Here is a 15250-nt window from a genome sequence, read left to right as displayed (position 1 = left end):
CCTCAGTGCACAACAGGCGATTGAATGTGACGGGCGCAGAGTTCATCCATCACGGCCAGCCCGAGAAAGGACAGTGAGGGCGCGGCCTTGAGTGGTCCGGCTTCCATTAAATCTTCCAGCAGTGCACAGGCAATCTGACGCCCTTTTTCCTCGCCGTGCTGGCGCAGGTAGAAGCCCTCCAGCTCGTCGGCAATCGCACTTTCCAGCGCATCGAGGGTGAGGTTTGGGTAGCGGCGCTGGCGTTCGCATACCGTCAGCCATGCACAGGCCACGGCGCGACGATACAGCGCGGCGCGTAATACGGGCGGTAATGGCTTTTTCATACGTTGCCCTCCCCGGTCAGCCAGCGCTGATTGCAGCGCTCTACCACGCCGTCGAGCTGGGCGGTCATAAGGTAAATCACGGAGGTGAGTTGCGACTGCTGCGCAGGATCACGACGAACGGTGGCGCAATCCTGTACCTGCATCAGCTCATTGACGAGCTGGCCGACATTGCGCATGTGCTCAAGGCATTCGAGGTCACGGGCGGTAATGGTGGTGTGTCTCATGCGCGCACCTCCGCAACCGGCAGACGGCCGGCAAACGAGAGGACGTAATCGCGAACGAGGGAACGACGTGCAGCGTGTTCATCACTGGCAACGGTGCGGAGCATACAGATACGGGGTTTACGGTCTGCGCGACGAACGGCGGCAAACACAAAGACAAACTGCGGGTGTGACGGGGTTAGGGTAGTAGCCATGATGGCAACCTCCATTGAGTAGCGGTTATTGCCACCACCGGAGTTCCTACGCTCATGGGTGGTGACCCGGACGGGGGTAGGAATACCGGCCTCAATGAATACCGGCCAGCCCGAAGGCTGCCCCGCCCGGATCACCATTATCTGACAGGGGCTAAGGTATAAGCACCACAGCCCGAAAAATGGGTGTGCCTGAGCAACGACGTAAAAAAAGACGCATGGCGCGTCTGGTGTCGCCATTGAGTAACTCGGGTTCCTACGCCCGGCTGCCGATTTTGCGACAGCGTGAAAACTATACCTGGAAACGACGACAGGAAGCAAGCCAGAAAAAGGGGCTGAACGCTGAACGGTCATCATCATGCGTCATAGCCCCGGTTGCGTTCGGCAATGCGATCTGCCATCCATGCGGTGATTTCAGACTGCGCCCACGCCACGTTTTTGCCGCCCAGGCTGATTTGTTTCGGGAAGGCCTCGCGGCTGATGAGGTCGTAAATGGTTGACCGGGACAGGCCGCACAGATGCATCACTTCGGGCAGGCGGAGAAAGCGTTCCTGAACGGCATCAGAAACCGGCATCAGTGGGGTGGCAGGGGCAGAAGACGGGGAAGAAAAAGCGGTGTGCATCGGGCTACCTCATAAAGTCCATACAGTGCCGGTCATGTCCGTCCGGCTTCGGGTAGCTCCTTATTATGTCTATATTTTTCCTCAGGTCATGTGAGATTTTCGGGGAAACAAACATTGACTTTTCGCTCTGGCAAACAAAGGCAAACGCTGGCAAAGATATGCAAATCACTGCATTACAATGCAGCAATTTCTATTGCTTTTAGTTATACATTTTTCATTTTTAATCGAAATAAAATCTAAGTGGTTTGGACAGAGCAAAACAGGAGGGTGAACAGTGGTGAACAGAGGGTGAACAGTCATGCCCTCAACTGTTCACCCTTTATCTTACTGTATTACTTATATTTTTATTTAAGGTGAACAGTGGTGAATAGTTATAAGTAAAAAAACAAACGATGGGTAAGGTTTTGCTGAGACCTTTCTCTGGCAAGCCGGGTTTTGAGTGGTGTTTGTGCCAGAACTGCCACAACTGCAATGAATCGAGATGTTGTGTGATGAAGGGCAGAATCATTTCAGGTTGAATAAACGGAGAGCCTGAACATGAAACCCGAAACACTCATCACCGTCCTGCAAGATGTTGCCGCCAAGCAGTCCGCAGAGAACAGCCAGCACATCACCGACAAGCTGAGCGCATTCACTGCGGCCAGAGACACCCACGCGGCCAGCATGCAGGTACTGAAAGAGATTAATAAGTCCATTGAACGCTGTAAGCAGGAGCGACAGACCGCCCTCAATGAGAGCGCAGAGGCTGAGCAGGACTGGCGCAGCCGCTTTCGCACCCTGCGCGGCAGTCTCACCCCTGAAATGAAAGCTGAGCACAGCAGGCGTATCGCCAGTCGCGAGCTGGCCGACGAGTTCATCGGTCTGATAGCGGAGCTGGAGAACGACCGGACACGCGCCATGCTGAATGCCTGCTCCACCGGCAATAAATACCTTTCAGCGCATGACGATGCCTTTACCGCTTACGCCGATGCTGAATGGACTCAGGCTGTCAATGCGGTTCCTGTCGCCCTTATCCGCGCTTTCCTGCTGCGTGTTCGTGCCCTCGAAATGAAGGGAGAAAGTGCCCCGCAGTCCGTGGCCATCAGTGAGCTACGCGATGCGCTGAGCCGTCAGGGCAGCCTGTATCACTTCGATATGACGCAGGAGCCGGTGTTGTCCGTGACGGGCATGCACCGACCGCAGATTACAGGCGTGGATACGGAGCTGTTACGCAGCCCTGCGAAGAGAATGATGCTCGCCAGAAAGCTGGCTGAAAATGGCGAGACAGAAGCGGAGGGGTAAGCATGTTTCACTGCCCGTTCTGCAAAACCAGCGCGCATTCCCGCACCAGTCGTTATCTGTCCGATAACGTCAAACAGCGCTATCACCAGTGCATGAACATCGAATGCTCGGCCACGTTCCGTACGCTTGAATCCATCGACGGGGTTATTCGTTCACCGGTGACAGAGCCGGTTATCCCTGTACCCGCACCGGCGGCCACCGTTAACCGTGCCGGTGCGTAAGCACGGCCAGTCATCAGGAGAAACATACGTGACAACACTGACGCTACAGAAAGCCTTTGAGGCCTGTCAGGCAAACAAATCCGCCTGGCTGCAACGCAGGGAAGAACTGACGCAGGCCGAGCAGGCATACCGCGAACAGCTTGCCGGCAGCGGCCACAGCGGCCGGAGCCTGCAAACGCTGCGCGAGATTATCGACGTGAAAAAGTGGGAAATTAATCAGGCTGCCGGTCGCTATATCCGCTCGCATGAGGAGGTGCAGCGCATCAGCATCCGCGACCGATTAAATGATTTTATGCAGGCGCACGGCGCGGAGCTGGCCGCCGCCCTCGCCCCGGAGCTGATGAATTATCCCGGGCAACACCCCGCCATTCAGCGCTGCGCCATACAGCACTCACTCGACTGTCTGCGTGAGGCGCTACAGGTCTGGCTGGCCGCCGGTGAAAAAATTAATTATTCGGCGCAGGACAATGACATTTTAACGGCCATCGGATTCAGGCCTGACGCGGCTTCGCGCGATGATAGCCGTGAAAAATTCACACCCGCACAGAACCTGAATTACACCCGCCGCCGTGCAGAACTGGCCGTGCAGTAGTTCGCTTAAAAATCCCCGAAAATCCCTCCATTTTTACGTATAAAAGCCATGCATGCATAAGGTGCATGGTTTTGCATGCGTTTTACCGACACTGAATCCCCCGCCAGCGCCAGCACTGGCGTGCCCTGAGGCCGGTCATGCACCTGCATTAAAAGCGCACTCTTAAGCGGGCAGGCGGGGCGGGGAGAGCATTGCGCGCACACGTACACTTGTCATTTATTTTTGTCTATGGCGTTTTCTAGAAAATCAAAGAATTCCTTCACTAATTTATCATTGTTATTTTCAGTAAAGCCTCGCTTGTAAAATCCCATGCATGCAGAAAAAATTGCCCTGCTAGTTAATTCGCTATATCGGGATGAATACAAAGGTTCAACTCCTCGATATAGAGACCAGGCTCCATGAGCTATGTCAGATCTAATTTCATACATTTCTTTAGCAACCTTATCCCAGTCCTTTTCATTTGGATAATAAATTGAAACTAATGATGAAATGCGTCTAGTGAAGTTCTTTGTAGTTGAAGAATCTTTTTTCTCACTTGGTAGACTCACAAGTCTTTCGAGGGCTGTTGCTAATTTCACTATGCGTGAACTTTCATCCTTATCTTGTTGCGCGCTACTAAATAAATAGATGGCATCAATTAATCGGTCAGAAATGATAGATCTTTCATTAGGCTCGATGGCTAAGTCAATTAGCTGAGATAACACCTCTCCTAAATCGGAACAGTAATCTTCCTCAAATTTATCCCAGAACTTATCACTCCATACAACCCGACCTATAGATGAATGATTATAGTTGAAATTACTATTAGATTTCTTTGTGAAATAAAAACCTTCGTAGTTAGGATAGGGGCTAGTTGATAAACTTAAAAAGTGTGGCGATATTTTATAGTGCTCGCTAAATAAATGTAGTATCCCTACTACAAAGCCTGCTATATTTTTAGCGATTCGCTCCCTACTCTTTTTAGAGCGTTTACTTATTGGGATTTTTAGGAAATGCTCATAGGGGTATTTATGAGAAAGGCAATATCTCGTTGACAATGCAAGCTGGTCTTCAGTCAATGCATCACCAATTATTGAATACATTTTCTTTGATGAGATTATTTCAGCGCGACCAATTGAAATTTTATCTTTGATTAGGCCGTGAGCTAACACAGGGAAATAGAACTCTTCTTCTACCATTTCCCTTTTTATCATTTTAAATGCATTGTTAAGGATTCTTGTGCATCCTTTAATTCCATCTTCACCATCATCGATGAATATGTGAATATATAGACTGTCCTTTATTTTTGCCACTAATTCGTCCACAGCAACCAACATCTCTAATCTATTGGATTTGATATATCTTGCTGCTATGGAATATAGCCTTTCATTTGAAAGGTATGAAAGATGGATTTGCCGTCTTGGGGTGTCATTGTTTTTCTCTATAAGCTCACACGGAGTGTCTATAGTCATTCCTATTGAACCAAGGGGACGATCATATTCTTTTCGATAGAAATCTTTAAAATTAGATGAAGCTAATTCTTTATTTATTCTATATGCTTCAGAAATAATAAAATCAAAATCCGTAACATCTTGTAAACTTGCGCTCATGATTTTCACCACGTTGTATTAATAAGAAGATTACTATACCATTGCAGCATTTTCTTTCGTTCTTCTAAATATTGAGCATGATTATATATGCCGCGTATTTTATTTTTATCCGCATGCGCTAATTGCATTTCAATCCATGCACTTTCAAAACCTTGTTCGTGCAAGATAGTGGACATTGTATGCCTGAAACCGTGGCCAGTAGCACGTCCTTTATAACCTAATAATTCAATTACTTGTGACACAGTTTCTTTAGAAATAGGTTTGCTACGGTTATTTCTTCCAATAAATATATAAGGATAATGGCCAGTTATTGGTTTAAGCTGCTTAAAGAGGTCAATAACTTGAGTAGATAAAGGAACAAGGTGAGGTCTACGCATCTTCATACGTTCTGCTGGAATTTGCCATACCCCTTTATCTAAATCAACTTCATCCCAAGTAGCAAAACGCATCTCCTGAGTTCGTACACCTGTTAACATGATTATTTTTGTAGCATTTTTAGTAATAATGCTACCTGTATACGCTTCTAAATCGCGAATAAAATGTGGTAATTCTTCGGAAGATAAAAACGGGTGGTGTTTTTGCTTGTGAACGGCCAGCGCTATAGCTAAGTCAGGGGCAGGATTATACTCAGCACGACCTGTTATGATCGCATAGCGAAACACTTCTCCACATCTTTGTCGCACCTTTCGGGTTTTCTCTAAAGCTCCACGTTTTTCAATGCGTCGCAGCACCTCAAGCAACTCTAATGGCTTAATCTCACCTATAGGTCGTTTACCAATAAAAGGGAAAACATCCTGCTCAAATGTTTTGATGATTTCCTCTCGGTAAGCAACTGTCCAACGATCGGCTTTAGTTGAATGCCACTCACGGCTTACTGATTCGAAAGAGTTTTCTGTTGATAGCTTTTGAGCGAGTTTTAATGCTTTGCGTTCCTCTACCGGGTCAATGCCATTAGCAACTTGCTTACGGGCGGTGTCACGCTTCTCACGTGCTTCTGCAAGGCTTACCAAATCGTAGCTACCGAATGACATTAACCGCGCTTTCCCAGCAAGGCGGAAACGGAAACGCCAGCCCTTTGAACCATCGGGATTGATAAGCATTGACAGACCTTGCCCGTCGTTCAATGTGTACGGCTTGTCTTGGGGCTTTGCTCGTTTGATTTGTATGTCTGTAAGTGCCATGTGTATAAGCCAAAAATGTGTATAAAAAATCTATACACATCACTATACATATTTTTCATGGATTCAGGGAGAACTTGTCGGACGGCTACGGATGAGTGGTCAATTATGTATATTGAAAATAAAGAGTTTTTAGACATTCTCGGATGACAGCGGAGGAACTTTGGCGGAAGATCACAGGAGTCGAACCTGCCCGGGAACGCTGGCGTCCCCAACTGGATTTGAAGTCCAGCCACCTCACCGGAGATGACGATCTTCCGCGCCTGCATTGCTACATGGAGGCGGGGCGCATTATAGCTACTTTCAGGCATTTACCACATACCCCACACCACTTTTTTCACCTCTCTTTTGACCTTAACCCCCCTGTTTCAGCTAATTCTTAAGAAAATCCTCAGGTTAGCATTTCGTGCTCATCAACTTTTATCCCGATCACAAAAAACAAGAAACGTAATCTCTTAACCAGAAAACGCAATACCCGCTCCTGAAACAATGGTTTAAAAAACGGTAACCGGTCTCAGCGCCCCCTACAGCGTGAAGGATAAAAATATGAGCGAAGTCCTGTCAGTAAAAGAGAAGATTGGCTACGGCATGGGAGACGCCGCCAGCCATATCATTTTTGATAACGTCATGCTTTATATGATGTTTTTCTACACCGATATTTTTGGTATTCCCGCCGGGTTTGTCGGCACCATGTTCCTGCTGGCCCGCGCGCTGGATGCGATCTCCGACCCGTGCATGGGCCTGATTGCCGACCGCACCCGCAGCCGCTGGGGCAAGTTCCGTCCGTGGATTTTGTTCGGCGCCATTCCGTTCGGCATCGTCTGCGTGCTGGCCTACACCACGCCGGACCTCAGCCTTAACGGAAAAATGGTTTACGCCGCCATCACATACACGCTGCTGACCCTGCTCTATACCGTGGTCAATATCCCGTACTGCGCGCTGGGCGGCGTGATCACCAACGACCCGACGCAGCGTATCTCCCTCCAGTCCTGGCGCTTTGTGCTGGCGACGGCGGGCGGCATGCTCTCCACGGTGCTGATGATGCCGCTGGTGAACCTGATTGGCGGCGACGATAAGGCATTCGGCTTCCAGGGCGGGATCGCCGTGCTGTCGGTGGTCGCGTTCCTGATGCTGGCGTTCTGCTTCTTCACCACCAAAGAGCGCATCCAGGTGCCGCCGAGCACCACCTCCATGCGGGAAGACCTGCGCGACATCTGGCAAAACGACCAGTGGCGCATCGTCGGCGTGCTGACCATCCTCAACATCCTCGCCGTCTGCGTGCGCGGCGGCGCGATGATGTACTACTGCACCTGGATCATGGGCTCGCCGGAGGTGTTCGTCGCGTTCCTGACGACCTACTGCGTCGGTAACCTGATTGGCTCCGCGCTGGCAAAACCGCTCACCGACTGGAAGTGCAAGGTCAGCATTTTCTGGTGGACCAACGCCGCGCTGGCGGTGGTCAGCGTGGCGATGTTCTTCGTGCCGATGCATGCCACTGTGCTGATGTTCGGCTTCATCTTCGTTATCGGCGTGCTGCACCAGCTGGTGACGCCGATTCAGTGGGTTATGATGTCCGATACCGTCGACTACGGCGAATGGACCAACGGCAAACGGCTGACCGGCATCAGCTTTGCGGGCACGCTGTTCGTGCTGAAGCTCGGCCTGGCGCTGGGCGGGGCGATGATCGGCTGGATGCTGGCAGGCGGCGGCTACGACGCGGCAGCCAAAACCCAGAACAGCGCGACCATCAGCATCATCATCGGCCTGTTTACCCTGGCACCGGCGATCTGTTACGTGCTGAGCGCCATCATCGCCAAACGCTACTACACGCTGAAAACCCCCTTCCTGACCAAAATCCTGGGCGAGCTGGCGCAGGGCGCGCGCCGTAATCAGCAGGAATTTGAAAACCTGCCGGTCAGCAAAGAATTGCAGAACTAAGAGGACGTAAGCATGAAAATCAGTGATGGAAACTGGCTTATTCAACCGGGTCTGAACGTGACCTATCCGGTGCAGGTGTTCGACGTGGAGCAGCAGGGCAGTGACCTGGTGGTGTATGTGGCGCCGCGTGACGTGCGCGAACGCACCTGGCAGCTCGACACATTGATGTTCACGGTGCGCCTGTTTGCCCCGCAGGAAGGAATTGTCGGGGTGCGCATCGAACACTTCCAGGGTGCGCTGAATAACGGCCCGCACTATCCGCTGAACGTTCTGAAAGACGTGAAGGTAGAGATTGAAAACAACGCCGAATTTGCCGAGCTGAAAAGCGGCAGCGTTAGCGTGCGCGTTACCAAAGGCGAGTTCTGGGCGCTGGATTTCCTGCGCAACGGCCAGCGCATTACCGGCAGCCAGCTGAAAAACAACGGCTACGTGCAGGACAGCAATACCGATCGCAACTATGTGTTTGAACGTCTGGATCTGGGCGTGGGGGAAACGGTCTACGGCCTGGGCGAGCGCTTTACCGCCCTGGTACGCAACGGCCAGACGGTCGAAACCTGGAACCGCGACGGCGGCACCAGCACCGAGCAGTCCTACAAAAACATCCCGTTCTACCTGACCAACCGCGGCTACGGCGTGCTGGTGAATCACCCCGAGAACGTCTCGTTTGAGGTCGGCTCCGAAAAAGTCTCCAAAGTGCAGTTCAGCGTGGAAGGGGAGTATCTGGAGTACTTCGTGATCGACGGCCCGACGCCGAAAGAAGTGCTGAACCGCTATACCCGCTTCACCGGCAGTCCGGCGCTGCCGCCTGCGTGGTCGTTCGGCCTGTGGCTGACCACCTCGTTCACCACCAACTACGACGAAGCGACGGTTAACAGCTTTATCGACGGCATGGCCGAGCGCGACCTGCCGCTGCACGTGTTCCACTTCGACTGCTTCTGGATGAAGGCCTTCCAGTGGTGCGACTTCGAGTGGGACCCGGTGACCTTCCCCGATCCGGAAGGCATGATCCGCCGCCTGAAAGAGAAAGGGCTGAAGGTCTGCGTGTGGATCAACCCGTACATCGGCCAGAAATCGCCGATCTTCCGGGAGTTGAAAGAGAAGGGCTACCTGCTCAAGCGCCCGGACGGCTCCCTGTGGCAGTGGGACAAATGGCAGCCGGGGCTGGCGATCTACGACTTCACCAACCCGGACGCGTGCAGGTGGTATGCGGACAAGCTGAAAGGCCTGGTGGAGATCGGCGTCGACTGCTTCAAGACCGACTTCGGCGAGCGTATCCCGACGGAGGTCCAGTGGTTTGACGGTTCCGATCCGCAGAAGATGCATAACCATTACGCCTACATCTACAACGAACTGGTGTGGAACGTGCTGAAAGAGACGGTGGGAGAAGAAGAGGCGGTGCTGTTTGCCCGTTCTGCCTCCGTGGGTGCGCAACAGTTCCCGGTACACTGGGGTGGCGACTGCTACGCCAACTATGAGTCGATGGCCGAAAGCCTGCGCGGCGGGCTGTCGATTGGCCTGTCCGGCTTCGGGTTCTGGAGCCACGATATCGGCGGGTTCGAAAACACCGCTCCGGCGCACGTCTACAAACGCTGGTGCGCGTTCGGGCTGTTCTCCAGCCACAGCCGCCTGCACGGCAGCAAATCCTACCGCGTGCCATGGGCGTACGATGACGAGTCCTGCGATGTGGTGCGCCACTTCACGCAGCTGAAATGCCAGCTGATGCCGTACCTGTATCGTCAGGCGGCGCTGGCGCACGAGTTCGGCACGCCGATGCTGCGGGCGATGATGCTGGAGTTCCCGGACGATCCGGCGTGCGATTACCTCGACCGCCAGTACATGTTGGGGGATTCAATGATGGTGGCGCCGGTGTTCTCCGAGGCGGGCGATGTGCAGTTCTACCTGCCGGAAGGGCGCTGGACGCACCTGTGGCACAACGATGAAATCGAGGGTAGCCGCTGGCATAAGCAGCAGCACGATTTCCTGAGCCTGCCGGTCTATGTGCGCGACAACACGCTGCTGGCGCTGGGTAACAATAATCAGAAGCCAGACTATACGTGGCACGAGGGGACGGCCTTCCAGCTCTTCTACCTGAGCGATGGCGCAACGGCGGTGAGTGAAGTGCCTGCGGCGGACGGTTCTGTAGTGTTTGCGCTGAAGGCGTCACGTCAGGGCGACGTCGTGACCTTTACCGGCGCGGGAGATGCGCAAAACTGGTCGGTGTGCTTGCGCAACGTGCAGAAGGTCGGCGGCGTAAAAGGCGGTTCACATGCGGGCAGCGAATGGGGTGTGGTGGTGAAAGCCGAGGGGGATGAGGTGGTGGTTCACCTCTGAGCTGGAAAAATGCCCGGTGGCGCTTCGCTTACCGGGCCTACGGTAATTATGCGGTCTGATGCCCTCACCCACGGTAGAAGGAACCAAAACCTCGTAGGCCGGGTAAGGCGAAGCCGCCACCCGGCTTTTTACTGTGCCGGAGCCACCGTCGACACCACACCACCCGTCATGGTCTGTTGCACCTGCTGTTTATCCATATTCACCGCGCTCAGCTTCCCGTTCACCGTCGGCTTCAGCGGCGCATTCGCCTGCACACTGCCGCTGGCGGTGAGCTGAATATTGCCGTCGCCCGCAATCGGCAGCGCTGGCCAGCCCCACTGCTGCAAAACGTTGAGCGGTACACCGCGCCCGTTCAGGCTCACGGTGGTTTGTCGCTGTGGCAGCTGTGACACGGTGGCGGTCGCTTCCAGGATCCCTTTCTCGGTAAAGGCGCTCAGATCGGTAATATTTACCGTTGCGGCGTTGGCATTCAGCGCCAGCGACGGGCGACGCACGTCGACGCGGTTAAAGGTTGCTGCCGCCCCGTTGAGGGTTGCGTTACCGCCCCACACGCCCCACTTGTGATCCTGCGCCAGCCGCAGATTAGCGGCATAACCGTCGAGGGAGGTGATCTGCCACGGGAACGCCGGATCGATGTCGATCACCAGGTTGCGGCTCAGGCCGAATTTTTTTAGCGTCACGCTGTTCAGCCATGCCGGAAGCGGGTCCATCCACAGCGTTTTCCAGTTTTCCGGAAGCGTATATTCCAGCCCGGCAATGGCAACGTCGTCCAGCACCAGCGCCTGACCCTCGCGCAGCCAGTTGCCGGAGGTGCGCACCATGCCTCCTTCCCAGCGGGAGGTGAACTGACGCAGCGCAATGCCCTGCGGGGAGAATTCCGCATTCAGGATAGGGTCAAACAGATGCAGCGAGCCGTAGATAAATTCGCTGGCGTTCATGGATAACCGTCCCTCCTGGCTTTGCCAGTCACCTTTACTCAGGGTGAGGTTACGCAGGCTGAGATCGAGGTCGGTTACCGCCCAGTCTGGCCCCTGTAGACGGGCATCGGTCACTTCCAGCCGCCCAATCTGTAACGAAGGCAGGGTGGAGAGAGGGGCGAAGAAATCCAGCAGCGATTTGTCGCTTTGCAGGCGGATCTCATTCAGACGCAGGGTGTTGATAACCCAGCCACCGTCGGCATTACGCAGAGCCGAGCCCGTCAGCGAGCCGCGCGCCATATCGGCACCGATGGTATTCAGCACCACCTCTTTGCCGTTGAGTTGTCCCTGAATCAGCACGTTGTTGGCCGGTATGCCGTTGAGCGTGAGCGACCCGGCGCTCATCTGGATTTGCGCATTTTTTCCCAGTACGTTCCCCGCCTCGGGCTGCCACGGGCTGACGCCGCCGGTCACCTTTTGCGCACTGAGATCCCACTCCGTATTCGGGCTGTTAAAGGCCATGTTATTCAGTTGCAGACGGTCGGCCTGGAACGGCAGCGGCGCCGTCTGCGGCGATAAATTCAGCGTGCCATCGAACAGGGTGATGGCATCCATATGCAGCGGGTCGGTGATCTGGCGGCTGCTTAAGCCAATATCCACTTTTTTAGCGACCAGCGTGGCCGGTTTGCCATCTCGTCCGAAGGTAACGTTTTCCAGAAGGATGTGAGAAGGGGATGAAAAGCGGTGATCCATCAGGTCAAAGTTGAGCTCGTAATCGGTATTCACCGTGATCCAGCTGCTGACCTGCGATGCGCCCCAGCGGGTCTGGAGCAGAAAATAAAAGGCGAGCACTACAATGAGCAGGGCTACCAGAAGATAGATAAGCAGCTTTCCAATAAATTTCATGGTCTTCCTTCCCGCGAAACGCACATAAGGGTGTTATGCACGATTTATGCGCAATGCTCAAGGCGGGAATGGTGTAAAGAGATGTCACGGCAGGCATTGACAGCCTGCCGTGTGGGGATCAGTTCTTTTCAGGCGGGAAAATGAGATTCAGCACAATAGCGGTAATACCGCCCGCGGCGATGCCGGAAGAGAGCAGGTTTTTCACCCAGTCAGGGGCAAACTGCAAAATCATCGGCTGCTGGGAGACGCCAAGCCCTACGGCGAGAGACAGCGCAATAATCATGATTGCGCGGCGGTTCAGCGGCTCGCGGGAGACGATACGCACGCCAGAGGCCGCGATGGTACCGAACATGACCAGCGTCGCGCCGCCCAGCACCGGCTCAGGGATGTGCTGCACAAACCCGCTCACCGCCGGGAACAGGCCGAGGACCACCAGCATCAGCGCCACCACGAAGCCCACGTAGCGGCTGGCCACGCCGGTCAGCTGGATCACGCCGTTGTTCTGGCCGAAGCAGGAGTTCGGGAAGGTGTTGAACACCGCCGAGACAAACGAGTTCAGTCCGTTCGCCAGCACGCCGCCTTTCAGACGTTTCATGTACAGTGGGCCGGAGACCGGCTGCTCGGACACGTCGGAGGTGGCGGTGATATCGCCAATGGTTTCCAGCGAAGTGATCATAAAGACCAGCATCAGCGGCAGGAGCAGACTCCAGTCAATGCCCAGGCCGTAGTAGAGCGGCGTTGGCACGGTAATCAACGCGCTGTTGGTTGGGGTGGTGTTTTCCGGCAGCATGCCCAGCGCCCACGCCAGCAGGTAACCGGCCGCCATGGCGATCACCAGCGATGCCACGCGCAGGTACGGGTTACGCTGGCGGTTAAGCAGAATAATGATCGCCAGCACGACGCCTGCCAGCAGCAGGTTTTTCGGCGCGCCGAAGGTATGGTCGCTCATTGCCGCGTAGCCGCCCCCGATGGAGGTCAGACCCACCTGGATCAGTGACAGGCCGATAATCATCACCACCACGCCGGAGACCAGCGGGGTGATCACCCGGCGCGCCAGGTGCAGAACGCGGGAAATGATCATCTCTGTGCAGCTTGCCAGCATCAGGGTGCCGAAAAGCGCCGCCATCATCGTCGGGACATCTGCGCCGCCGGTTTTCAGTGCCGTACCGCCCATGATCAGCGGCGCCACAAAGTTAAAGCTGGTGCCCTGAATCGACAGCAAACCCGAGCCCACCGGACCCCAGGCTTTAATTTGAATGATGGAGGCCACGCCGGAAGCGAACAGAGACATACTGATGATGTGTTGCGTATCCTGCGCCGGTAACCCCAGCGCCTGGCAAATCAGCAGAGCCGGCGTGATGACCGCAACGAACATCGCCAGCAGGTGCTGGCAGGCGGCAAACAGGGTTTGAGGCAGCGGGGGACGATCTTCAAGGCGGTAAATCAGTTCGCTGTTTTGCTTCTGCGCAATCGGTTGCGCATCAGCAGACTCCAGAGTGTTAACAGACATCGGCGGCAATCCCACGGTGGAAAAGCGGGCATTTTAGCTGACCACCTGGTAAAAGCAAACGATTGCCAGCAAAAAAAAGAGAGAAAATCTGCCGGTGTGAGCAGGTTTTCTACAACGAACAGGAAAAAAAAATTACACTTTTCGCGCCGGCGGCTCATGACGAGCATCACCCGGCCCAGGATAACGCCGCGTGTGTATGGAACACGCGCATAACAGGAGCCTTTTATGATTCATCTCGATACGTTGTCGACCCTTGTTGCCGCAACGCTGGTTCTTCTGCTTGGTCGCAAGCTGGTACACAGTGTTTCCTTTCTGAAAAAGTACACCATTCCTGAACCTGTCGCCGGTGGATTGCTGGTGGCGCTGGCCCTGCTGGTGCTGAAAAAAAGCATGGGCTGGGAAATCGATTTTGATATGTCCCTGAAAGATCCGTTGATGCTGGCCTTCTTTGCTACTATCGGCCTGAACGCTAACCTCGCAAGCCTGCGTTCGGGCGGCAAGGTGCTGGGCGTGTTTCTGATTGTTGTGGTGGGCCTGCTGCTGATGCAAAACGCCATCGGCATCGGTATGGCGTCGCTGCTGGGGCTGGATCCGCTGATGGGTCTGCTGGCGGGGTCGATTACCCTGTCAGGTGGCCACGGAACGGGCGCGGCGTGGAGCAAGCTGTTCATCGAACGCTATGGCTTTGAAAACGCAACGGAAGTGGCAATGGCCTGCGCGACCTTTGGCCTGGTGCTTGGCGGGCTGATTGGCGGCCCGGTAGCGCGCTATCTGGTGAAACACTCCACCACGCCGGAAGGCAGGCCAGACGATGAAATGGTGCCGACCGCATTTGAAAAACCGGACGTTGGCCGCAGCATCACCTCGCTGGTGATGATTGAAACCATCGCCATGATTGCCATCTGCCTTACCGTGGGCAAAATCGTTGCGCAATGGCTGGCGGGAACGGCTTTCGAACTGCCAACCTTTGTCTGCGTGCTGTTTATCGGGGTGATCCTGAGCAACGGTCTGGCGCAGATGGGCTTCTACCGCGTCTTTGAGCGCGCAGTGTCCGTGCTGGGGAACGTCAGCCTGTCGCTGTTCCTGGCGATGGCGCTGATGAGCCTCAAGCTGTGGGAACTGGCCTCGCTGGCGCTGCCGATGGTGGCGATCCTGGCGGTGCAGGCTGTGTTCATGGCGCTGTATGCCATCTTTGTTACCTGGCGCATGATGGGCAAAAACTATGATGCGGCGGTACTGGCTGCGGGCCACTGTGGGTTTGGTCTGGGAGCGACGCCAACGGCCATCGCGAATATGCAGGCGATCACCGAACGGTTCGGCCCGTCGCACATGGCGTTTCTGGTGGTGCCGATGGTGGGCGCATTCTTCATTGATATCGTCAACGCGCTGGTCATTAAGCTCTACCTGATGCTGCCGATGTTTGGCTGAC

The 15250-nt window shown here is 54.5% G+C and carries 14 protein-coding genes and 1 tRNA gene; 6 read left to right on the top strand and 9 right to left on the bottom strand.

Annotated elements, in window-relative coordinates; genetic code table 11:
• Positions 1-2 precede the first annotated feature (2 nt).
• The 4 genes from SK50_RS00900 to SK50_RS00885 are packed head-to-tail and all read right to left on the bottom strand — an operon-like array spanning position 3 to position 1358.
• Complete coding sequence (locus tag SK50_RS00900) at positions 3-323, bottom strand: DUF5375 domain-containing protein (RefSeq protein WP_047721534.1); 321 nt, start codon at positions 321-323, stop codon at positions 3-5.
• The gene (locus tag SK50_RS00895) at positions 320-547 is read right to left on the bottom strand and encodes a hypothetical protein (protein WP_017692848.1); all 228 of its coding nucleotides are present in this window, start codon (positions 545-547) and stop codon (positions 320-322) included. Before SK50_RS00895 ends, SK50_RS00900 begins: the two co-directional genes overlap by 4 nt.
• Positions 544-1095, bottom strand: a complete 552-nt coding sequence (locus SK50_RS00890) for a host cell division inhibitor Icd-like protein (RefSeq protein ID WP_048228998.1) — start codon at positions 1093-1095, stop codon at positions 544-546. Before SK50_RS00890 ends, SK50_RS00895 begins: the two co-directional genes overlap by 4 nt.
• Positions 1092-1358, bottom strand: a complete 267-nt coding sequence (locus tag SK50_RS00885) for a helix-turn-helix transcriptional regulator (RefSeq protein WP_023323954.1) — start codon at positions 1356-1358, stop codon at positions 1092-1094. The genes SK50_RS00890 and SK50_RS00885 overlap by 4 nt, the downstream gene beginning before the upstream one ends.
• Before the next feature lie 537 nt (positions 1359-1895).
• Here SK50_RS00885 and SK50_RS00875 point away from each other — a divergent pair.
• The 3 genes from SK50_RS00875 to SK50_RS00865 are packed head-to-tail and all read left to right on the top strand — an operon-like array spanning position 1896 to position 3452.
• A complete protein-coding gene (locus tag SK50_RS00875; protein WP_015570059.1) occupies positions 1896-2639 on the top strand; it encodes a hypothetical protein in 744 nt (247 codons plus the stop codon).
• Between the two features lie 2 nt (positions 2640-2641).
• Positions 2642-2860 (top strand): ogr/Delta-like zinc finger family protein, encoded by a 219-nt coding sequence (locus SK50_RS00870; protein ID WP_015570058.1) that lies wholly within the window; start codon positions 2642-2644, stop codon positions 2858-2860.
• Positions 2861-2888: 28 nt separating this feature from the next.
• Complete coding sequence (locus SK50_RS00865; RefSeq protein WP_048228996.1) at positions 2889-3452, top strand: phage polarity suppression protein; 564 nt, start codon at positions 2889-2891, stop codon at positions 3450-3452.
• A gap of 212 nt (positions 3453-3664) precedes the next feature.
• Here the strand turns inward: SK50_RS00865 and SK50_RS00860 are convergent, their stop codons facing one another.
• The 3 genes from SK50_RS00860 to SK50_RS00850 form a co-directional block, all read right to left on the bottom strand.
• A complete protein-coding gene (locus SK50_RS00860; protein WP_048228993.1) occupies positions 3665-5041 on the bottom strand; it encodes a HEPN domain-containing protein in 1377 nt (458 codons plus the stop codon).
• A gap of 5 nt (positions 5042-5046) precedes the next feature.
• A complete protein-coding gene (locus SK50_RS00855; protein ID WP_015570056.1) occupies positions 5047-6222 on the bottom strand; it encodes a tyrosine-type recombinase/integrase in 1176 nt (391 codons plus the stop codon).
• A gap of 161 nt (positions 6223-6383) precedes the next feature.
• Positions 6384-6478: transfer RNA gene (locus SK50_RS00850), tRNA-Sec, on the bottom strand.
• Positions 6479-6765: 287 nt separating this feature from the next.
• Here SK50_RS00850 and SK50_RS00845 point away from each other — a divergent pair.
• Together SK50_RS00845 and yicI are read left to right on the top strand one after the other, a co-directional pair.
• Positions 6766-8157 (top strand): glycoside-pentoside-hexuronide family transporter, encoded by a 1392-nt coding sequence (locus SK50_RS00845; RefSeq protein ID WP_032646751.1) that lies wholly within the window; start codon positions 6766-6768, stop codon positions 8155-8157.
• Positions 8158-8169: 12 nt separating this feature from the next.
• Positions 8170-10488, top strand: coding sequence for an alpha-xylosidase (gene yicI, locus SK50_RS00840; RefSeq protein ID WP_045338674.1), 2319 nt, complete (start codon positions 8170-8172; stop codon positions 10486-10488).
• Between the two features lie 128 nt (positions 10489-10616).
• Here yicI and SK50_RS00835 read toward each other — a convergent pair whose 3' ends face one another.
• Positions 10617-12311: an AsmA family protein gene (locus SK50_RS00835; RefSeq protein ID WP_045343878.1), complete on the bottom strand. Its 1695-nt coding sequence runs from the start codon at positions 12309-12311 to the stop codon at positions 10617-10619.
• 118 nt (positions 12312-12429) lie between these two features.
• On the bottom strand, positions 12430-13821 hold the full coding sequence (gene xanP / locus SK50_RS00830; RefSeq protein WP_015570053.1) for a xanthine/proton symporter XanP: 1392 nt from the start codon (positions 13819-13821) through the stop codon (positions 12430-12432).
• A gap of 225 nt (positions 13822-14046) precedes the next feature.
• Between xanP and gltS the strand changes: the two genes are divergently transcribed.
• Positions 14047-15249, top strand: a complete 1203-nt coding sequence (gene gltS / locus SK50_RS00825; protein WP_006812438.1) for a sodium/glutamate symporter — start codon at positions 14047-14049, stop codon at positions 15247-15249.
• Position 15250: the final 1 nt, after the last annotated feature.

This window comes from Enterobacter sp. BWH64, assembly GCF_001037645.1.
In the GTDB taxonomy this organism is placed as follows: domain Bacteria; phylum Pseudomonadota; class Gammaproteobacteria; order Enterobacterales; family Enterobacteriaceae; genus Enterobacter; species Enterobacter hormaechei_C.
The sequence above is the reverse complement of the archived record's forward strand: the minus strand, read 5'-3'. Positions and strand labels throughout refer to the sequence as shown.

Excerpts from the sequence above, each read along its gene's own strand:
- SK50_RS00900 (WP_047721534.1), bottom strand. The coding sequence starts at position 323 with ATGAAAAAGCCATTACCGCCCGTATTACGCGCCGCGCTGTATCGTCGC.
- SK50_RS00895 (WP_017692848.1), bottom strand. The coding sequence starts at position 547 with ATGAGACACACCACCATTACCGCCCGTGACCTCGAATGCCTTGAGCAC.
- SK50_RS00890 (WP_048228998.1), bottom strand. The coding sequence starts at position 1,095 with ATGATGATGACCGTTCAGCGTTCAGCCCCTTTTTCTGGCTTGCTTCCT.
- SK50_RS00885 (WP_023323954.1), bottom strand. The coding sequence starts at position 1,358 with ATGCACACCGCTTTTTCTTCCCCGTCTTCTGCCCCTGCCACCCCACTG.
- SK50_RS00875 (WP_015570059.1), top strand. The coding sequence starts at position 1,896 with ATGAAACCCGAAACACTCATCACCGTCCTGCAAGATGTTGCCGCCAAG.
- SK50_RS00870 (WP_015570058.1), top strand. The coding sequence starts at position 2,642 with ATGTTTCACTGCCCGTTCTGCAAAACCAGCGCGCATTCCCGCACCAGT.
- SK50_RS00860 (WP_048228993.1), bottom strand. The coding sequence starts at position 5,041 with ATGAGCGCAAGTTTACAAGATGTTACGGATTTTGATTTTATTATTTCT.
- SK50_RS00855 (WP_015570056.1), bottom strand. The coding sequence starts at position 6,222 with ATGGCACTTACAGACATACAAATCAAACGAGCAAAGCCCCAAGACAAG.
- SK50_RS00845 (WP_032646751.1), top strand. The coding sequence starts at position 6,766 with ATGAGCGAAGTCCTGTCAGTAAAAGAGAAGATTGGCTACGGCATGGGA.
- yicI (WP_045338674.1), top strand. The coding sequence starts at position 8,170 with ATGAAAATCAGTGATGGAAACTGGCTTATTCAACCGGGTCTGAACGTG.
- SK50_RS00835 (WP_045343878.1), bottom strand. The coding sequence starts at position 12,311 with ATGAAATTTATTGGAAAGCTGCTTATCTATCTTCTGGTAGCCCTGCTC.
- xanP (WP_015570053.1), bottom strand. The coding sequence starts at position 13,821 with ATGTCTGTTAACACTCTGGAGTCTGCTGATGCGCAACCGATTGCGCAG.
- gltS (WP_006812438.1), top strand. The coding sequence starts at position 14,047 with ATGATTCATCTCGATACGTTGTCGACCCTTGTTGCCGCAACGCTGGTT.